Source organism: Tahibacter sp. (genome assembly GCF_035481375.1).
GTDB lineage: Bacteria > Pseudomonadota > Gammaproteobacteria > Xanthomonadales > Rhodanobacteraceae > Tahibacter.
The window spans coordinates 1-14,853 of the sequence record NZ_DATIGT010000223.1 but is presented as its reverse complement, the minus strand read 5'-3'; the positions used below and the strand labels follow the sequence as shown (position 1 = coordinate 14,853).

Here is a 14,853-nt window from a genome sequence, read left to right as displayed (position 1 = left end):
CACCTGCGTGCCGCGGCGTCGCGTCGGCGACGCCGCGGCCGTCGCTCACGGCGCCGCCGGCGCGCGCAGGGTCGTTTCGAACAGCTTGAGGATGCGCGCGTATTCGTCGCGCCAGGCCGCCGCGTGGGTGAAGCCGTGGCGCTCCAGCGGATAGGGTGCAAGTTCCACATTGTCCTTCTTCAGTTCGATCAGGCGCTGGAACAGGCGCACCGAATCCTGGAAGAACACGTTGTCGTCGATCATGCCGTGCGCGATCAGCAGCGGTCCCCTGAGGCCGCCGGCGAATTCGATCGGCGAGCTGCGGCGGTAGGCGATGTCGTCGATCTCGGGCGTGTTGAGAATGTTCGAGGTGTATTCGTGGTTGTACTGCGTCCAGTCGGTGACCGGACGCAGCGCGGCGCCGGCCTTGAACACGTCGGGCGCGTTGAACATCGCGATCAGCGTCATGAAGCCGCCGTAGGAGCCGCCGTAGAGGCCGACGCGGTCCGGATCGCCGTTGTGTTCCTTGGCGAGCCAGTTCACGCCGTCGACGAGGTCTTCGAGTTCGGGCTTGCCCATGTGGCGATAGATCGCCGTGCGCCAGTCGCGGCCATAGCCTTCGGATGCGCGATAGTCGAGGTCGAGCACGAGGTAGCCGCGTTCGGTCAGCAGGTTGTGGAACATCTGCTCGCGGAAATAATACGGATAGCTCAGATGCGTATTCTGCGTGTAGCCGGCGCCGTGCACGAACAAGACGATCGGCCGCTTGCCGGATGCGCCCGCGGCCGGCGTATACAGCTTGCCCCAGATCGGTTCCTTCGCGTGCGAGGACGGCACCGGCACGATCTTCGGTTCCTGCCATGCGATCGCCTTGAATTCCGCCGTGCGCGTGTCGGTGAGCTGGCGCACGCTGCCGCCGTCGGCCGGCAGCACGCTGATCTGCTGCGGCAGATAGCTCGACGAATGCGCCGCGAGCAGGCGCCTGCCGTCGGGCGACAGCGCGAAGTTCTCGATGCCCTTGAGCGTCGTCAGGCGCGCGGTCGCACCGCCGCCGGCCGGAACGCGGTAGACGTCGTAGCTGTACGGCGCCTCGGCGTTGCTCTTGAAGTAGATCCAGTTGCCGTCGGGCGACACGGCGGGCGAGGAAACCTCGAAGCGGCCCTGCACGAGCGCCCGCGCCTTGTCGCCGTCGCGCTTCGTATACAAGGCTGCGAAACCGGATTCTTCCGACACGTACCACAACGTGCGATTGTCCGGCAGCCAGCCGAATTCGTTGAAGTTCCAGTTGATCCAGGCCGGGTCGGTCAGGCGATGGCGCGTGGTCAGCGCCGGCTTGTCGGTATTCGCGATGGTCGCGATCCAGCGGTCCTTGTTGTCGGTCGCGCGCAGCATCACGGCGGCCTGACTGCCGTCGCGCGCGAACCGGATCGCGGCGACCGAGATCATGCGCACGACTTTCTCGGGCTTGTCGGACTTCTTGCCATCCTTGCCGCGAGCGGTCTTCTTGTCGTCTGCCTTCTTCGCGTCGGCCTTGTCCTTGGCAGCCGTCTCGTCTGCCTTGGCCTTCGCTTTTTCGTTCTCGCTGCGGATCGCGGCGAGCGGATCGTCGCCGGCGCCGGGCAGCGCGGCGAAATCGAGCTTCGTCGCGGTCTGCTTCGCGAGATCGACATGCCACAGCGTTTCCGGCGCGGGATTGCCGCGGCCGACGCGCGTACGCACGTCCTCGACTTCCTCGTAGCCCGACTCGGTCACGTACATCGGCATCTTGCCCGCGCGGCCCGCGTCGAAACCCTTGGGCGTCGTCGCGACGACGAGCCAGCGCCCGTCGGGAGACAGCACGCTCGCGGCCGTGATCTGCACGTCGTCGCCGAGATAGACCGGCTGGGCCGCGCGGCTCGGATCGGCCTTGCGCAGTTCCTCGGCGCGTGCCTTCAGCGCCTCCTTGTTGTCGCGGTCCTGCTTGAGCGTTTCGATGAGGCGCAGCTGCAGCTGCTCGAAATCGCCGGGCTTGATGTCCTTGGGATTCTTTTCGGCCTTGAGCACCGCGATCGGAAAATTCACCCCGCTGGCGAATTCGTAGCCGTACCAGTCGTTGCCGACGCGGTACTGCAGCGTGGCCTCGTCGGCGGAGAACTGCGGCGCACTTTCTTCCTCGCCGCTGCGCGTCACCTGGATCAGGCGGCCGCTGGCCGTCTCGCGCACGAATACGTCACCGTTGCGCACGAACGCGGCGCGGCCGCGCGCCTTGTCGAACACCGCGTCCTTGCCGTCGATCGCCGCGAGCTCGGCCGCGCTCAGCACGCTGTCCTTGCCGTCGGCGGCATCGACGCGGTGCACGTCGCGCACGACCGAATCGCTGCGCTTGAGCGAATAGAAGATCGCCGCACCGTCGGTGGACCAGTACGGCGACTCGACGGCAGCGCCGATCCAGTCGGGCTCGGCCATGATCTGGTCGAGCGTGAGCGCAGCCTGGGCCGGCAGCGCGGCGAGGGCGGTCAGGGCGGCAACGGCGAGACGGAGTCGGACGGACATGGACGGATTCCCCGGAGCAGAGCGCCCGAGCATAGCCAACCGGTCCGCGGTTTAGCCGTGGCAATGGTCATTGCCATGCGGGAGGAGAGTGTTGCGTTGGTCGGGAATGGTTAGCCGTTGGAGCGACGGCGCAACCCTCCTTTTCAGGGGGAGGGCGGGGATGGGTGTCCTCCGTGCCGACGCCATCTCGCCGAAGCCGGCCAGCGCGGGGGCGGGCAACGCCCGCGCTACACGCTGTGGCACCATTCGGGACTTTGCCGGAGCCCCGCCATGCCACTACCCGCCGTCGAAATCGAAACCCGGCCCCGGCCGACTCACAGCGTGATCTGGCTGCATGGCCTCGGGGCCGACGGTCACGACTTCGCGCCGATCATTCCCGAGCTCGTGGCGCGCGAGTGGCCGGCGATCCGCTTCGTGTTCCCGCATGCGCCGATCCGTCCGGTCACGATCAACGGCGGCATGGCCATGCGCGCCTGGTACGACATCAAGGGCACGGACATCGCCTCGCGCCAGGACGAGGCCGGCGTGCGCGAGTCGGTGACGCAGGTCGACGCGCTGATCGCGCGCGAGCAGGACCGCGGCGTGCCGGCCGGGCGCGTGTTTCTCGCGGGTTTCTCGCAGGGCGGCGCGATCGCGCTGGCCGGCGGGCTGCGCCATGCCAAGCGCCTGGGCGGCATCGTCGCGCTGTCGACCTATCTGCCGATCCACGAAACCACCGAGGCCGAGCGCAGCACGGCCAATGCCGGGCTGCCGGTCTTCATGGCCCACGGCAGCCACGACCCGATCGTGCCGCAGCCGCTCGGCACGCGGTCGCGCGACCTGCTGCAGACGCTCGGCCATCCGGTCGACTGGCACACCTACCCGATGGCACATACCGTCATTGCGGAGGAAATCGCCGACCTGCGGCAATGGCTGGGGGCGCGCCTCGCGGCATAATCCGCCGCAGTATCCGGCGCCGGGGAGGGCGCAGGTTGGCCAGACCCGAACGCACCTCCGCGGCCGCGACCGACGACGATCCCACCCACCACTGGCTGCCGAATTTCTGCAGCTGGCCCGTGCTGTTCGCGCTCGTCGTCATCGGCGAGCTCGTCGCGCTGATCGTGGTACTGGCCGCGAGCGACGTCGAGGTGCCGACCTGGGAGAGCTTCGGCACGGCCAGCCTGTTCGTGCAGTGGCTCGCGGTGATCTGGACCGTCTGCCTGTGCAAGGCGCGGCCGCTGCTGCTGCGCCTCGCTCCGTGGATGGGCGAGTTCGCCGCCTACACGCTGATGCTCGTCACGACCGTGCTCGCCAGCTGGATCGTGTTCGCGATCGACCGCAATCTCATGCTCGGCCTGATCAGCCCGGAGGCAGACCCGGCGCGCTTCATCCTGCGCAACAGCGTGATCTGCGCGCTGATCGGCGGCGCCGTGCTGCGCTATTTCTATGTGCAGGAACAGTGGCGCGCGCGCATCCACGCCGAGGAACGCGCGCGCTTCGAGGCGCTTCAGGCGCGCATCCGGCCGCATTTCCTGTTCAACAGCATGAACGTCATCGCGAGCCTCATCCGCGCGCGGCCGGTGCAGGCCGAAGCCGCGGTCGAGGATCTTTCGGATTTGTTCCGCGCCGCGCTCGGACGCGAGGACGCGCGCGGCACGCTCGGCGAGGAACTCGATCTCGCGCGCGGCTACCTGCGCATCGAGCAGCTGCGCCTCGGCGACCGCCTCGCCGTCGACTGGCGCGTCGACGCGCTGCCGCGCGATCTCGAACTGCCCTCGCTGCTGCTGCAGCCGCTGGTGGAGAACGCGGTCTACCACGGCATTCAGCCGCTGCCCGAAGGCGGCACGGTCGAGGTCGCCGGCAGCGTCGATGCGGCGCAGGTCGAGATCGTCGTGCGCAATCCGTGTCCACCGCCGTCCGCGCGCCGTGGGCGCGGCAACGGCATGGCGCTCGCGAACATCCGCAGCCGCCTCGCGCTGCACTACGGCGAGCGCGCGTCGCTCGCCGCCGACGACCACGGCGAGTCGTACGAATGCCGGCTGCGCCTGCCGCTGGTGCGCTGAGCCGATAAAAAACCAGGAGAGACCGATGCGTGTACTGATTGCCGACGACGAACCGCTCGCCCGCGAGCGACTCGCCGCGCTCATCGCCGACACCGGCGGCGAGGTCGTCGCGAGCGTGGAGAACGGCGAACAGGCCGTGCAGCAGGCCGATCAGCTGCGCCCCGACGTCTGCCTGCTCGACATCCGCATGCCCGGTCTCGACGGGCTGGATGCGGCGCGCCTGATCGCGGAGATGACCGACCCGCCCGCGGTGATCTTCTGTACCGCCTACGACGAGTACGCGCTGAAGGCGTTCGACGCGCACGCGGTCGACTACGTGCTGAAGCCGGTCCGGCGCGAACGTCTCGAACAGGCGCTCGCGCGCGCGGGGCGCATCGGAACCAACAAGGTCGACAAGGTCGCCGGCACGCTGGGCCCGCATCGCCAGCGCAGCCACATCTGCGCGCGCGTGCGCGGCAATCTCGTGCTCGTGCCGGTGCAGGACATCCTGTACCTGCAGGCCGAGGACAAATACGTCGTCGTGCACCATGTGAAGGGACAGGTGCTGATCGAGGACGCCCTCAAGGGTCTCGAAGACGAATTCGGCGAGCACTTCGTGCGCATCCACCGCAACTGCCTCGTCGCGCGCGAGCGCATGTCCGGCCTCACGCGCGGCGGCGACGGCCGCGTGTTCGTGAAGATCGACGGCAGCAGTGACGTCCTCGAAGTCAGCCGGCGCAATCTGCCGGGGCTGCGGAAGCTGGTGCGGAGTCTTTAGTCCGGGAATCGGGAATCGTACGAGCGCAGCGAGGATGCGTTGACGCCACCCGCCATACGAGAGCGGCAGGGCTTCCCCGCGCTGCTGCGACGATCCCGATTCCCCATTCCCGGCCTCCCAGGCTACGATGCGGCGTCTCTCCGCCTTTCCGAATGCCTCATGAAATTGCTGCGTATCGCCACGCGCCAGAGCGCGCTGGCTCTGTGGCAGGCCGAGCATGTCGCCGCGCGGCTGCGCGCCGCGCATGCGGACCTGCAGGTCGAACTCGTGCCGATGACCACGCGCGGCGACCAGATCCTCGACCAGCCACTGTCGGCGATCGGCGGCAAGGGACTGTTCCTCAAGGAACTCGAAGTCGCGATGCTCGAAGGCCGCGCCGACATCGCCGTGCACTCGCTGAAAGACGTGCCGATGGAACTCGACGCGGGCTTCGCGCTCGGCGCCGTGCTCGAACGCGCCGATGCGGCGGACGCCTTCGTCAGCAACCGCTATCGCCGCATCGAGGAGCTGCCGCGCGGCGCGCGCGTCGGCACGTCGTCATTGCGGCGCCAGGCGCAGCTGCGTGCGCTGCGGCCCGATCTCGCGCTGTCGGATCTGCGCGGCAACGTCGGCACGCGGCTCGGCAAGCTCGACGCCGACCAGTACGACGCGATCCTGCTGGCCTGCGCCGGCCTCGAACGGCTGGGCCTGTCCGCGCGCATCGCGAACCGGCTCGATCCGCCGCACTGGATACCCGCGGTCGCGCAGGGCGCCATCGCGATCGAATACCGCGCTGTCGACCGCGCGACGCTGCACCGGCTCGCGCCGCTCGACGACGCCGACACGGCCCGCTGCACGGCGGCCGAGCGCGCGATGAACCGCCGCCTGCACGGCAACTGCAGCGTGCCGATCGCGGGCTATTGCCGCGAAATCGAAGCCGGCCTCGAGCTCACGGGCCTCGTCGGCGATGCGGCGAGCGGCAGGCTCTTGCGCGCCACTGCCGCGGGCGTACTCGACGCACCCGAAGCGCTCGGCGAGCGCGTCGCCCAGCTGCTGCTCGACCAGGGCGCCGGCGAGATGCTCGGGCGGACGTAACCGCGAAAGGCAACATAGAAAGGGGAGAGGAAAGAGGAACGGGCAGGGCGAATTCGCCGCGATGAACGCGCCGCGCCGCCACTCGTTGCTCACTTCTCTTCACTCGGTTCCTCGCAAAAAGAAACGGGCCCTGCCGGCCCGTTTCTTTTTGCGCATGTCGCAACAATCAGAAATTGTAGACGAGGTTCGTCGTCATCAGCTGATCGGTCTTCTTGATGCCCGGAGCGACGTCGGTGTTGTGGCGTACCTGGTAGCCGAGCTTGAGCGCGAGCGTCTTGTTCATGTTGACCACGAGGCCCGCGTCGTTCTGGTAGAACGTGTTGTCCGCACCGGCTTCGACGAGGAAGGTGTTCTCGAAACCGGTGTTCTCGTTGAAGCGGTGCTTGAAGCCGATCAGGCCGCGGCCGACGACGTCCGTCTCGGCTTCGCCCGTCAGAACCGGTTCGAAGCGCTTGTAGCCGGGGCCGACTTCGAACGCGAGTTCGGTGCGTTCGTTCTTGATCGCCATGTAGCCGTAGCCGAGCGACAGCACGGCCTGGTAGTCGAACGGCGAGAAGTCATCGTTCTCGTAGCGCAGCGCACCGACGAGATAGCTGCGCTCGTCGAACTTGTAGCCGATCGACGCGCCGGTTTCATATCGGTTCGCGGTGTAGTCGTAGCGCGTGACGGCGGTCGGTACGCCGTTGATGTTCTGGACCGTCGTCGTGTTGCCCTTGGCGCGAAGTGCGGTCAGATAGAAGTTGTCCTTCCAGACGTCGTCTTCCATGCTGAAGTTGAGCTTCGCGTTGAGGTTTTCCGACTTCGCGTTGCCGCGCGACGCGGCGAAGCCGAGTTCGCCGGATCCGGCCCAGCCGCCGTCGGCGGATGCGGAGAGCGGCGCGGCGGCGAGCAGGGCGGCAGCGATCAGGATTTTCTTCATGGGATTCACCCTTGTTCGACAAAAAAATCGGGAGCGTGAAAGCGCCTGCTGAACGCAGGCAAACGGAGCGCCCGGATACTACGGCGACGGATTGAATCCGATATGAATCGGGCCGTGTGCCGCGCGTTTCCGCTCAGACGCTGCGCGCGCCGTAATAAAGATTTACAACGTGACGCGCCTGCGCGAAAAACAGCCAGCGTTCGACGAATACGCCGACGCTGCCGAAAACCAGCGCAAGCGCGGCGAAGGCGGGCGCCAGCGACAGCCATTGCAGCGCTGCGACGATGCAGGCCAGCGGCGCCGCGAAGCCGGCGAGCAGCGCGATCGCGCGCAGCCGCGCCGCATGGCGGCGCGCGAGTACAAATCCCATTTCTTTCGTAATGTAATTCTGCTCCGTGTGCGGACGCTCGAACGCGCTGACCTCGCCGAATGCGGCGAGTCCGGTCGCGCTGCCGATCTGTGCGACCGGCGCGGGATCGTCGATGCGGCGCCAGTACAAGAGCTTGACGAGTGCTGCGGCCAGCGCGGCGAGCACTACGCCGGCGAGCAGCCACGGCGCGATGCCGAGGCGGTCGAATTCGTCCGCGCCGCGGCGCCAGATCGCACCGAGCGGCCAGAGCCAGAGCCCGCCCGTATACGCGGCGAACAGCAGGTAGGCAGGCGCTACGTGCGCGTCGTGCCAGGCCGGAATCGTGCGCAGGCTCGAATAGATGCGCGCGGTGCAGAACACCGTGACATAGGCGCCGAGCGCGAGCAGCGCGCCGGCGATGCGTTGCGCGGCGTTCCAGCCGGTGCCGGGTGCCGCACTGAACGCGCCGACGCCGAGCGCGAGCAGCGGCAGATACGTCGCGACCGACGCGACGCCTTCGCGCGACAGCCACGAACTGCGCCACTGACTGAACGCGCGCCAGGCGCGCAGCGGCCGGCCGAGATGCGCCGTCGACGACAGCAGGCCGGCGCTCACGAGCACGCCGCCGACGGCCAGCGGCACGAGCGTGGCCGTCGTGTCGCGCGGCCACCAGCCCAGCGCGATGCCTGCGCCGAGCAGCGCGAGCAGGCCGTAGCCCGCGCCCGACAGCGTCGTGAAGAAGATGACCGACAGCGCGGGATGCATGGACGCCGGTCAACCCGTGACGACGGCAGTGCCGGTCACGGTGACCATGAGCATGTCGCCGCCTTCCTTGATCTGGATCGTCTCGTAGTCGAAGTCGATGCCGACGACCGCATTCGCGCCAAGATCCTTGGCCGCTTCGACCATGTCCTCGATCGCCGATTCCTTGGCCTTGCGCAGCACTTTCTCGTAGCTGCCGGAGCGGCCGCCGATGATGTCGCGGATGCCGGCGAAGAAATCGCGGAACACGTTGGCGCCGAGGATGGCCTCGCCGCTGACGAGGCCGAGGTAGTTGCGGATCGGATGACCTTCGATCGTGGACGTGGTGGTCAGCAGCATGGCGGTCTTTCCCGGTGTCGGAATGAGGGCGTTCGGATCAGCGCGACAGCAGTTTGTCGACCCAGCGCAGCAGCGGCGACAGCTGCGCGCGGTCGAGCGTGTCGTCGGCGGCGGTCGCGGCGGCTTCGCCGCAGCCCGCGCGGCGCGGTCGCGGCGGCAGGTAGCGGTTGACCGGTGCATAGCCCAGTTCGGGCATCAGCGCGACGCCACCGCGTTCGGCGACGAGCTTCGAGACGGCCGAATCGGCATCGCCGAGATCGCCGAAATGCCGCGCGCGCGTCGGGCAGGCCATGACGCAGGCCGGCTGGCGCTCGCTTTCGGCGAAGGATTCGTTGTAGATGCGATCGACGCACAATGTGCATTTCTGCATGACGCCGCGCTTTTCGCTGTACTCGCGCGCGCCGTAGGGGCAGGCCCAGGAACAGAGCTTGCAGCCGATGCACTTGTCTTCGTCGACGAGCACGATGCCGTCCTCGGCGCGCTTGTAGCTCGCGCCGGTCGGGCAGACGGTGACGCAGTCGGGCGTCTCGCAGTGCAGGCACGAACGCGGGAAATGCACGGTCATCGCCGGCGCGTTTTCGGCAAAACCGGTCTTCGCGAGCTCCTGCAGCGGTCCGTTGCCCTGCGCGTCGCGCCGCGGCTGCACGTCGAAACTGTGGATGCGGTTGAACCAGACGCCGAGCGGCTCGGCGCCGTAGGCGTCCTCGTCGGGCAGCGGACCGAACTGGCCGCCGTCGTTCCATTCCTTGCAGGCGACCGCGCAGGCATGGCAGCCCACGCAGGTATCGAGATCGATGACGAGGCCGAGTTTTTTCGGCGACGGCGGCGGCAGCATCGTCATGCGCGTGCGACCTCGACGCGGTGCGGCGCACGTTCGGGCGTGTCATGCGCCTTCTCGATGCGGACGCGCAGATCGAACCACGCGGCCTGTCCGGTGACCGGGTCGGCGTTCGCGTAGCGATGGCCGTCCTCGCGCGGCGGCAGCAGTTCGGTGATGACGTGATTCAGCAGGAAACCCTGCTGCGACTCGGGCGCGTCGGCCGCGAGCTTCCAGGCGCCGCGCTTCTTGCCGATCGCGTTCCAGCTCCAGACCGTGCCGGGCTCGGTGCCGCTGTGGCAGCGTACCGGCACGCGGATGCGGCCGTGCGGCGATTCGACCCAGACCCAGTCGTCGTCGGCGAGATCCAGCGCCTGCGCGGTCTGCGGATGGAGGTACAGGAAATTGCGCGCGGTGATCTGGCGCAGCCAGGCGTTCTGCGACCCCCAGGCGTGATACATGAACATCGGCCGCTGCGTGATTGCCGCGAGCGGATAGCGCGCGAGGTCCAGCTGTTCCCACTCGAACGGCGCATACCAGAACGGCAGCGGGTCGAAATAGCGTTCGACGCGCGCACGCTCGCGCGCCGGCGGCTGCGCCGCGCCGTGGCCCTGCGCGGCGAGGCGGAAGCGCTGCATGCGCTCGGAATACAGCTCGATGACCTGCGCATGCGTCGAGCCGACGAAACCGAGGCCGCGCGCCCATTCGAGGTAGTCGCGATTGGCCATCTTGTAGTAGCGGCCCGCGAGCGGCACCTCGGCGTGCCAGAACGCGCCGTGTTCCTTGTAGCGTTCGAGCTGCTGCGGATTCGGCTCGCCGGTTCCCTCGCGCGAACCGTCGCGGCCGCGCCAGCCCGCGAGCAGGCCGACGCCGGGTGCGCGCTCGTGTTCGACCATGTACTGCGCGAAGCCGCCGGGATAGCGCGGCGATCCGTCTTCGCGCAGGCAGCCGGGCAGGCCGATGCGCGTGCCGAGATCGAGCAGCACGTCCTGGAACGGCCGCACGTCGCGATCCGGCGCCACGACCGGATGACGGATCGCATCGCTCGCGCCGTCGGCGTCGGAGATCGGGCGGTCGAGCAGCGAAATGCAGTCGTGGCGTTCGAGATAGGTCGTGTCCGGCAGCACGAGGTCGGCGAACTCGACCATCTCCGACGCGTAGGCGTCGACGTAGATGATGCGCGGAATCCGGTACGTGCCGTCCGCATCTTTTTCGACGAGCATGCGCCGCGTGCCGGTGGTGTTCATCGCCGAGTTCCAGCTCATGTTGGCCATGAACAGGAATAACGTGTCGATGCGCCGTGGATCGCCGGCGACCGCATTGGCGATCACGCTCTGCAGCATGCCGTGCACGGCGAACGGATGCTGCCAGGAAAACGCCTTGTCGATGCGGCGCGGCTCGCCCTGCGCGTCGACGAGCAGGTCTTCCGGCGCATGGATGTAGCCGAGCGGACCGGCGTCGAGCGTGCCGTCGGGCCTGCGCGACTTGCCCGGACGATTGGCCGGCGGCACGCCCTTCGGATACGGCGGCTGATAGCGGAAGCTGCCCGGCGTGTCGATCGCACCGAGCAGCATCTGCAGCGTATGCAGCATGCGGCAGGTGTGGAAACCGTTGCTGTGTGCGGAAATGCCACGCATCGCATGCAGCGACACCGGGCGGCCGACCATTTCCTCGTGCGTGCGGCCCCAGGCATCGGTCCAGCGGATCGGCAGGCGGATCTCTTCGCGGAACGCGACGTCGGCGATTTCCTTCGCGATGCGCCGTATCGTCGCGGCCGGAATGCCGCACTGCGCCGCGGCGTGCTCCGGCGCGTAGTCGTCGGCGAGAAAGCGCTCGGCAAACAGCTGGAACGCGGGCACGGCGATGCGGCCGTCGTCGAGGCGCTGTTCGCCGACGACGGCCGGCGCGATGTCGATCGCGTCCGCCGGCGCGGTGCCGCCGTCGCGCGTGCGGCACAGCGGCTTGCCGTCGGCATCGCGCGCGAACAGGCCGTCGTCGGCGCCGCCGGGATTGCGGATCACGAGGTAGTGCGCGTTCGTGTAGCGCACGAGGTAGTCGAAATCGATCCAGTCGTTGCGCAGCAGCTCGCGGATCAGCGCGCCGACGAACAGGCCGTCGGTGCCCGGGCGGATGCCCAGCCATTCGTCGGCGATCGCCGCATAGCCCGTGCGCACGGGATTGATCGCGAGCACCTTCGCGCCGCGCTGCTTGAGCTTGCCGAGGCCGAGCTTGATCGGGTTGGAGTCGTGATCCTCGGCGACGCCGAACATCATCAGATAGCGCGTGTGATCCCAGTCGGGCTCGCCGAATTCCCAGAACGAGCCGCCGAAGGTGTACATGCCGGCCGCGGCCATGTTGACCGAGCAGAAGCCGCCGTGCGCGGCGTAGTTGATCGTGCCGAACTGCTGCGCCCACCAGCCGGTCAATGCCTGCGACTGGTCGCGGCCGGTGAAGAATGCGAGTTCGTCGGGATCGCGCCCGCGGATGTCCGAGAGCCACTGCGCGGCGAGCGTCAGCGCCTCGTCCCACTCGATCTCGCGGAACTCGCCGTTGCCGCGTTCGCCGACGCGCAGCAGCGGCTTTTTCAGTCGCGCCGGCGAATAGTGCTGCATGATGCCGGCCGATCCCTTCGCGCAGATCACGCCGCGATTGACCGGATGATCGGGATTGCCCTGGATGTAGCGGACCTTGCCGTCCTTCAGGTGCACTTTGATGCCGCAGCGGCAGGCGCACATGTAGCACGTGGTCGTCTTGACCTCGTCGCCGACGGGTTCGTGCAGTTTGAGGCTGGCGTGGGTCATGCGACGGTCTGGCGGCGGCGCGACGGGCAGGGCGCGAATGGTAGCGGAGCCGCGCCGCAATTGCGCAGGCGCCCGCAGACGCCATGGTCCTGCCCGCATTTCGCCACACGCGGCGCCTAGCCTCGGCGCGACATTCCGCGCGGAGCGACCGCATGAAGCACTGGCATCGATGGATCGTCGCGAGCGTGCTCTGGGCCGCGGCAGCGCAGGCCGGCGACACCTGGCAGCTCCATCCGGAATGGGCCGCGGAATTCGAGGCGCAGTCGGTGAGCGGCACGATGCTCGTCTACGACGAGCGCGCCGCGCGCTACGCCGTCCACGATCGCAAGCGCGCCGAAACGCCGTTCTCGCCTGCGTCGACGTTCAAGCTCTTCAATGCGCTGGCCGCGCTGGAAACCGGCGTCATCGCCGACGAGCGCGAAACCCTGCGCTGGGACGGTACGAAACGCTGGAAGGCCGAGTGGAACCGCGACCACGACCTCGCGAGCGGCATGACGCATTCGGTCGTCTGGTACTACCAGGAACTCGCGCGGCGCGTCGGCCCGCGGCGCATGCAGCACTGGATCGACGCGGTCGGCTACGGCAACCGCGACATCGGCGGCGGCATCGACCGGTTCTGGCTCGGCAGCAGCCTCAAGATCAGCGCGGTCGGGCAGATCGCGTTCCTGCGGCGGCTCGCCGCCGGAACGTTGCCGTTCTCGACACGCAGCCAGGACATCGTCCGGCGCATCACGATCGTCGAGGAAACGCCGGACTACACGCTGCATGCAAAGACCGGCTGGACCTCGATCGACGGCAGGCCCGATCTCGGCTGGTACGTCGGCTGGGTCGAACGCGGCGGCCGGCGCTGGTTCTTCGCGCTGAACATCGACGTGAAAGACGGCGATGCGCCCAAGCGTGCGGCGCTCGCGAAAACGTTGCTCGTGAACGCGGGTGCGTTGCCGCGTGGGGCGCAATAACCGACGGGACGGGCATTGCGCCGTTCATCGGATGCGACGCGCTCGGAAACATGGCGCAATGCCCTTCGGTTATTGCGCCCTACGTCAATCCGACGTCGATCCGACGTCAATCGAGTCGCTTGCTGACGCGCGTCACTGCGATGCTGAGCATCACCACGCTGAACGCGGCGAGGGCGACGAGTTCGGTCCAGAGGTCCGCGAGCGTCGCGCCGCGCAGCGCGATGCCGCGGATCAGGCGCAGGAAATGCGTCATCGGCAGGATCTCGGCGAGCCACTGCGCCGCGCGTGGCATGCCGGCATACGGGAACATGAAGCCCGACAGCAGGATCTGCGGCAGGAACGTGAAGAACGCGAGCTGCATGGCCTGGAACTGGCTGCGCGCAAGCGTGGACAGGAATACGCCGAGCGCGAGGCTCGCGATGATGAACAGCAGCGCGGCGAGGTAGATGTCGAGCAGGCTGCCGCGCAGCGGCACCGAGAAGATCAGCTTGCCGAGCGCGAGCACGAGGCTGACCTGCACGAGTCCGATCGCGACGAACGGCAGCACCTTGCCGATCGTGAGTTCCCAGGGCGACACCGGTGTGGCGATCAGCATTTCGAGATTGCCGCGCTCGCGTTCGCGCACGAGCGCCATCGCCGTGAACATGACCATGGTCATCGTCAGGATCACGCCGACGAGTCCGGGCACCGTGTTGACCGGCGCGCGGCGTTCGGGATTGTAGAAATTCACGACTTCGACCGCAGGCGGCGGCACGGCGTCGCCGCGCAGGCGCGCGAGCGGAAACGCCGCGAGCTGGCGCGCGGCCTGCTGCACGACCTGGTCCGATCCGTCGACGACGAGCTGCAGCGCGGCGCGGTCGCCGCGTTCGAGGCGGTTCTCGAAATCCTCGGGAATCACGATGCCGACGCTGACCTTGCCTTCGCGCAGCAGATCGTCGAGCTGCTGCGGCGCGGCGAGCGCATGGCGCAGCGTTATGACCTGCGACGAGGCGAGTTCGGCGACGAGTTCGCGCGAGCGCACCGTGTTTGCCTGGTCGAGCACGGCCGTGTCGAGATGGCGGATGTCCAGATTGATCGCGAAGCCGAACAGCAGCAGCTGCATCGTCGGAATGCCGACGATCATCGCAAACGTGAGCCGGTCGCGGCGCAGCTGGCGCAGTTCCTTGATGACGATGGAAAACAGGCGGCGCAGGCTCATGCGGCAGCTCCTGTGACCGCGCGTTCGGGCTTGCGCGTCGCGGCGACGAAGACGTCTTCGAGATTCGGCTCGCCGCGGCGCACCTGCGCAGTGATGCCGCTGCCCTGCAGGTGGCGCGTCAGGGCATCCGCATCCCAGGCCGCGTTCGCCGCGAGCACCCGCAGCTCGGCACCGATCTGCGCGAGCGCGACGATGCCGGCCTGCTGCTGCAGCGCCTGCTGCGCGCGGCGAGGCTGGCTGCAGTCGACGAGCCAGACCGCATACGGCAGCTTCGCGCAGAGTTCGCGCGGCGCGCCGTCGGCGACGAGCCGGCCCTGGTCGAGAA

At 68.1% G+C, this 14,853-nt stretch carries 12 protein-coding genes and 1 pseudogene; 5 read left to right on the top strand and 8 right to left on the bottom strand.

The window, feature by feature from the left end:
- Positions 1 to 45: 45 nt before the first annotated feature.
- Positions 46 to 2,511 (bottom strand): S9 family peptidase, encoded by a 2,466-nt coding sequence (locus VLF18_RS14620; protein ID WP_325280370.1) that lies wholly within the window; start codon positions 2,509 to 2,511, stop codon positions 46 to 48.
- A 270-nt stretch (positions 2,512 to 2,781) separates the two neighbouring features.
- On the opposite strand from VLF18_RS14620, the gene VLF18_RS14615 reads away from it, so the two are divergent.
- The 4 genes from VLF18_RS14615 to hemC all read left to right on the top strand — a co-directional run bounded on the left by VLF18_RS14615 (position 2,782) and on the right by hemC (position 6,384).
- The gene (locus VLF18_RS14615) at positions 2,782 to 3,447 is read left to right on the top strand and encodes an alpha/beta hydrolase (protein WP_325280369.1); all 666 of its coding nucleotides are present in this window, start codon (positions 2,782 to 2,784) and stop codon (positions 3,445 to 3,447) included.
- A 35-nt stretch (positions 3,448 to 3,482) separates the two neighbouring features.
- Positions 3,483 to 4,553, top strand: a complete 1,071-nt coding sequence (locus VLF18_RS14610; RefSeq protein WP_325280368.1) for a sensor histidine kinase — start codon at positions 3,483 to 3,485, stop codon at positions 4,551 to 4,553.
- 25 nt (positions 4,554 to 4,578) lie between these two features.
- Positions 4,579 to 5,310, top strand: a complete 732-nt coding sequence (locus VLF18_RS14605) for a LytTR family DNA-binding domain-containing protein (RefSeq protein WP_325280367.1) — start codon at positions 4,579 to 4,581, stop codon at positions 5,308 to 5,310.
- A 159-nt stretch (positions 5,311 to 5,469) separates the two neighbouring features.
- Positions 5,470 to 6,384: a hydroxymethylbilane synthase gene (gene hemC, locus VLF18_RS14600; protein ID WP_325280366.1), complete on the top strand. Its 915-nt coding sequence runs from the start codon at positions 5,470 to 5,472 to the stop codon at positions 6,382 to 6,384.
- Positions 6,385 to 6,550: 166 nt separating this feature from the next.
- On the opposite strand, the gene VLF18_RS14595 is transcribed toward hemC, so the two are convergent.
- The 5 genes from VLF18_RS14595 to VLF18_RS14575 all read right to left on the bottom strand — a co-directional run bounded on the left by VLF18_RS14595 (position 6,551) and on the right by VLF18_RS14575 (position 12,371).
- Positions 6,551 to 7,303, bottom strand: coding sequence for a DUF481 domain-containing protein (locus VLF18_RS14595; RefSeq protein ID WP_325280365.1), 753 nt, complete (start codon positions 7,301 to 7,303; stop codon positions 6,551 to 6,553).
- A 133-nt stretch (positions 7,304 to 7,436) separates the two neighbouring features.
- Positions 7,437 to 8,417, bottom strand: coding sequence for a dimethyl sulfoxide reductase anchor subunit family protein (locus VLF18_RS14590; RefSeq protein WP_325280364.1), 981 nt, complete (start codon positions 8,415 to 8,417; stop codon positions 7,437 to 7,439).
- A gap of 9 nt (positions 8,418 to 8,426) precedes the next feature.
- Positions 8,427 to 8,753: a YbjQ family protein gene (locus VLF18_RS14585; RefSeq protein WP_325280363.1), complete on the bottom strand. Its 327-nt coding sequence runs from the start codon at positions 8,751 to 8,753 to the stop codon at positions 8,427 to 8,429.
- A gap of 37 nt (positions 8,754 to 8,790) precedes the next feature.
- Entirely contained in the window at positions 8,791 to 9,594 is an 804-nt protein-coding gene (locus tag VLF18_RS14580) for a 4Fe-4S dicluster domain-containing protein (protein WP_325280362.1), read from the bottom strand.
- Entirely contained in the window at positions 9,591 to 12,371 is a 2,781-nt protein-coding gene (locus VLF18_RS14575; RefSeq protein ID WP_325280361.1) for a molybdopterin oxidoreductase family protein, read from the bottom strand. The genes VLF18_RS14580 and VLF18_RS14575 overlap by 4 nt, the downstream gene beginning before the upstream one ends.
- 152 nt (positions 12,372 to 12,523) lie before the next feature.
- Here VLF18_RS14575 and blaOXA point away from each other — a divergent pair, with 152 nt between their 5' ends.
- Positions 12,524 to 13,330, top strand: coding sequence for a class D beta-lactamase (gene blaOXA, locus VLF18_RS14570; RefSeq protein ID WP_325280360.1), 807 nt, complete (start codon positions 12,524 to 12,526; stop codon positions 13,328 to 13,330).
- 106 nt (positions 13,331 to 13,436) lie between these two features.
- On the opposite strand, the gene VLF18_RS14565 is transcribed toward blaOXA, so the two are convergent.
- Positions 13,437 to 14,528: an ABC transporter permease gene (locus VLF18_RS14565; RefSeq protein ID WP_325280359.1), complete on the bottom strand. Its 1,092-nt coding sequence runs from the start codon at positions 14,526 to 14,528 to the stop codon at positions 13,437 to 13,439.
- Positions 14,525 to 14,853: pseudogene (locus VLF18_RS14560) on the bottom strand (ABC transporter ATP-binding protein); the annotation flags it as partial. The pseudogene VLF18_RS14560 and the gene VLF18_RS14565, both read right to left, overlap by 4 nt.

Excerpts from the sequence above, each read along its gene's own strand:
- blaOXA (WP_325280360.1), top strand. The coding sequence starts at position 12,524 with ATGAAGCACTGGCATCGATGGATCGTCGCGAGCGTGCTCTGGGCCGCG.
- VLF18_RS14585 (WP_325280363.1), bottom strand. The coding sequence starts at position 8,753 with ATGCTGCTGACCACCACGTCCACGATCGAAGGTCATCCGATCCGCAAC.
- VLF18_RS14605 (WP_325280367.1), top strand. The coding sequence starts at position 4,579 with ATGCGTGTACTGATTGCCGACGACGAACCGCTCGCCCGCGAGCGACTC.
- VLF18_RS14575 (WP_325280361.1), bottom strand. The coding sequence starts at position 12,371 with ATGACCCACGCCAGCCTCAAACTGCACGAACCCGTCGGCGACGAGGTC.
- hemC (WP_325280366.1), top strand. The coding sequence starts at position 5,470 with ATGAAATTGCTGCGTATCGCCACGCGCCAGAGCGCGCTGGCTCTGTGG.
- VLF18_RS14615 (WP_325280369.1), top strand. The coding sequence starts at position 2,782 with ATGCCACTACCCGCCGTCGAAATCGAAACCCGGCCCCGGCCGACTCAC.
- VLF18_RS14590 (WP_325280364.1), bottom strand. The coding sequence starts at position 8,417 with ATGCATCCCGCGCTGTCGGTCATCTTCTTCACGACGCTGTCGGGCGCG.
- VLF18_RS14565 (WP_325280359.1), bottom strand. The coding sequence starts at position 14,528 with ATGAGCCTGCGCCGCCTGTTTTCCATCGTCATCAAGGAACTGCGCCAG.
- VLF18_RS14580 (WP_325280362.1), bottom strand. The coding sequence starts at position 9,594 with ATGACGATGCTGCCGCCGCCGTCGCCGAAAAAACTCGGCCTCGTCATC.
- VLF18_RS14595 (WP_325280365.1), bottom strand. The coding sequence starts at position 7,303 with ATGAAGAAAATCCTGATCGCTGCCGCCCTGCTCGCCGCCGCGCCGCTC.
- VLF18_RS14620 (WP_325280370.1), bottom strand. The coding sequence starts at position 2,511 with ATGTCCGTCCGACTCCGTCTCGCCGTTGCCGCCCTGACCGCCCTCGCC.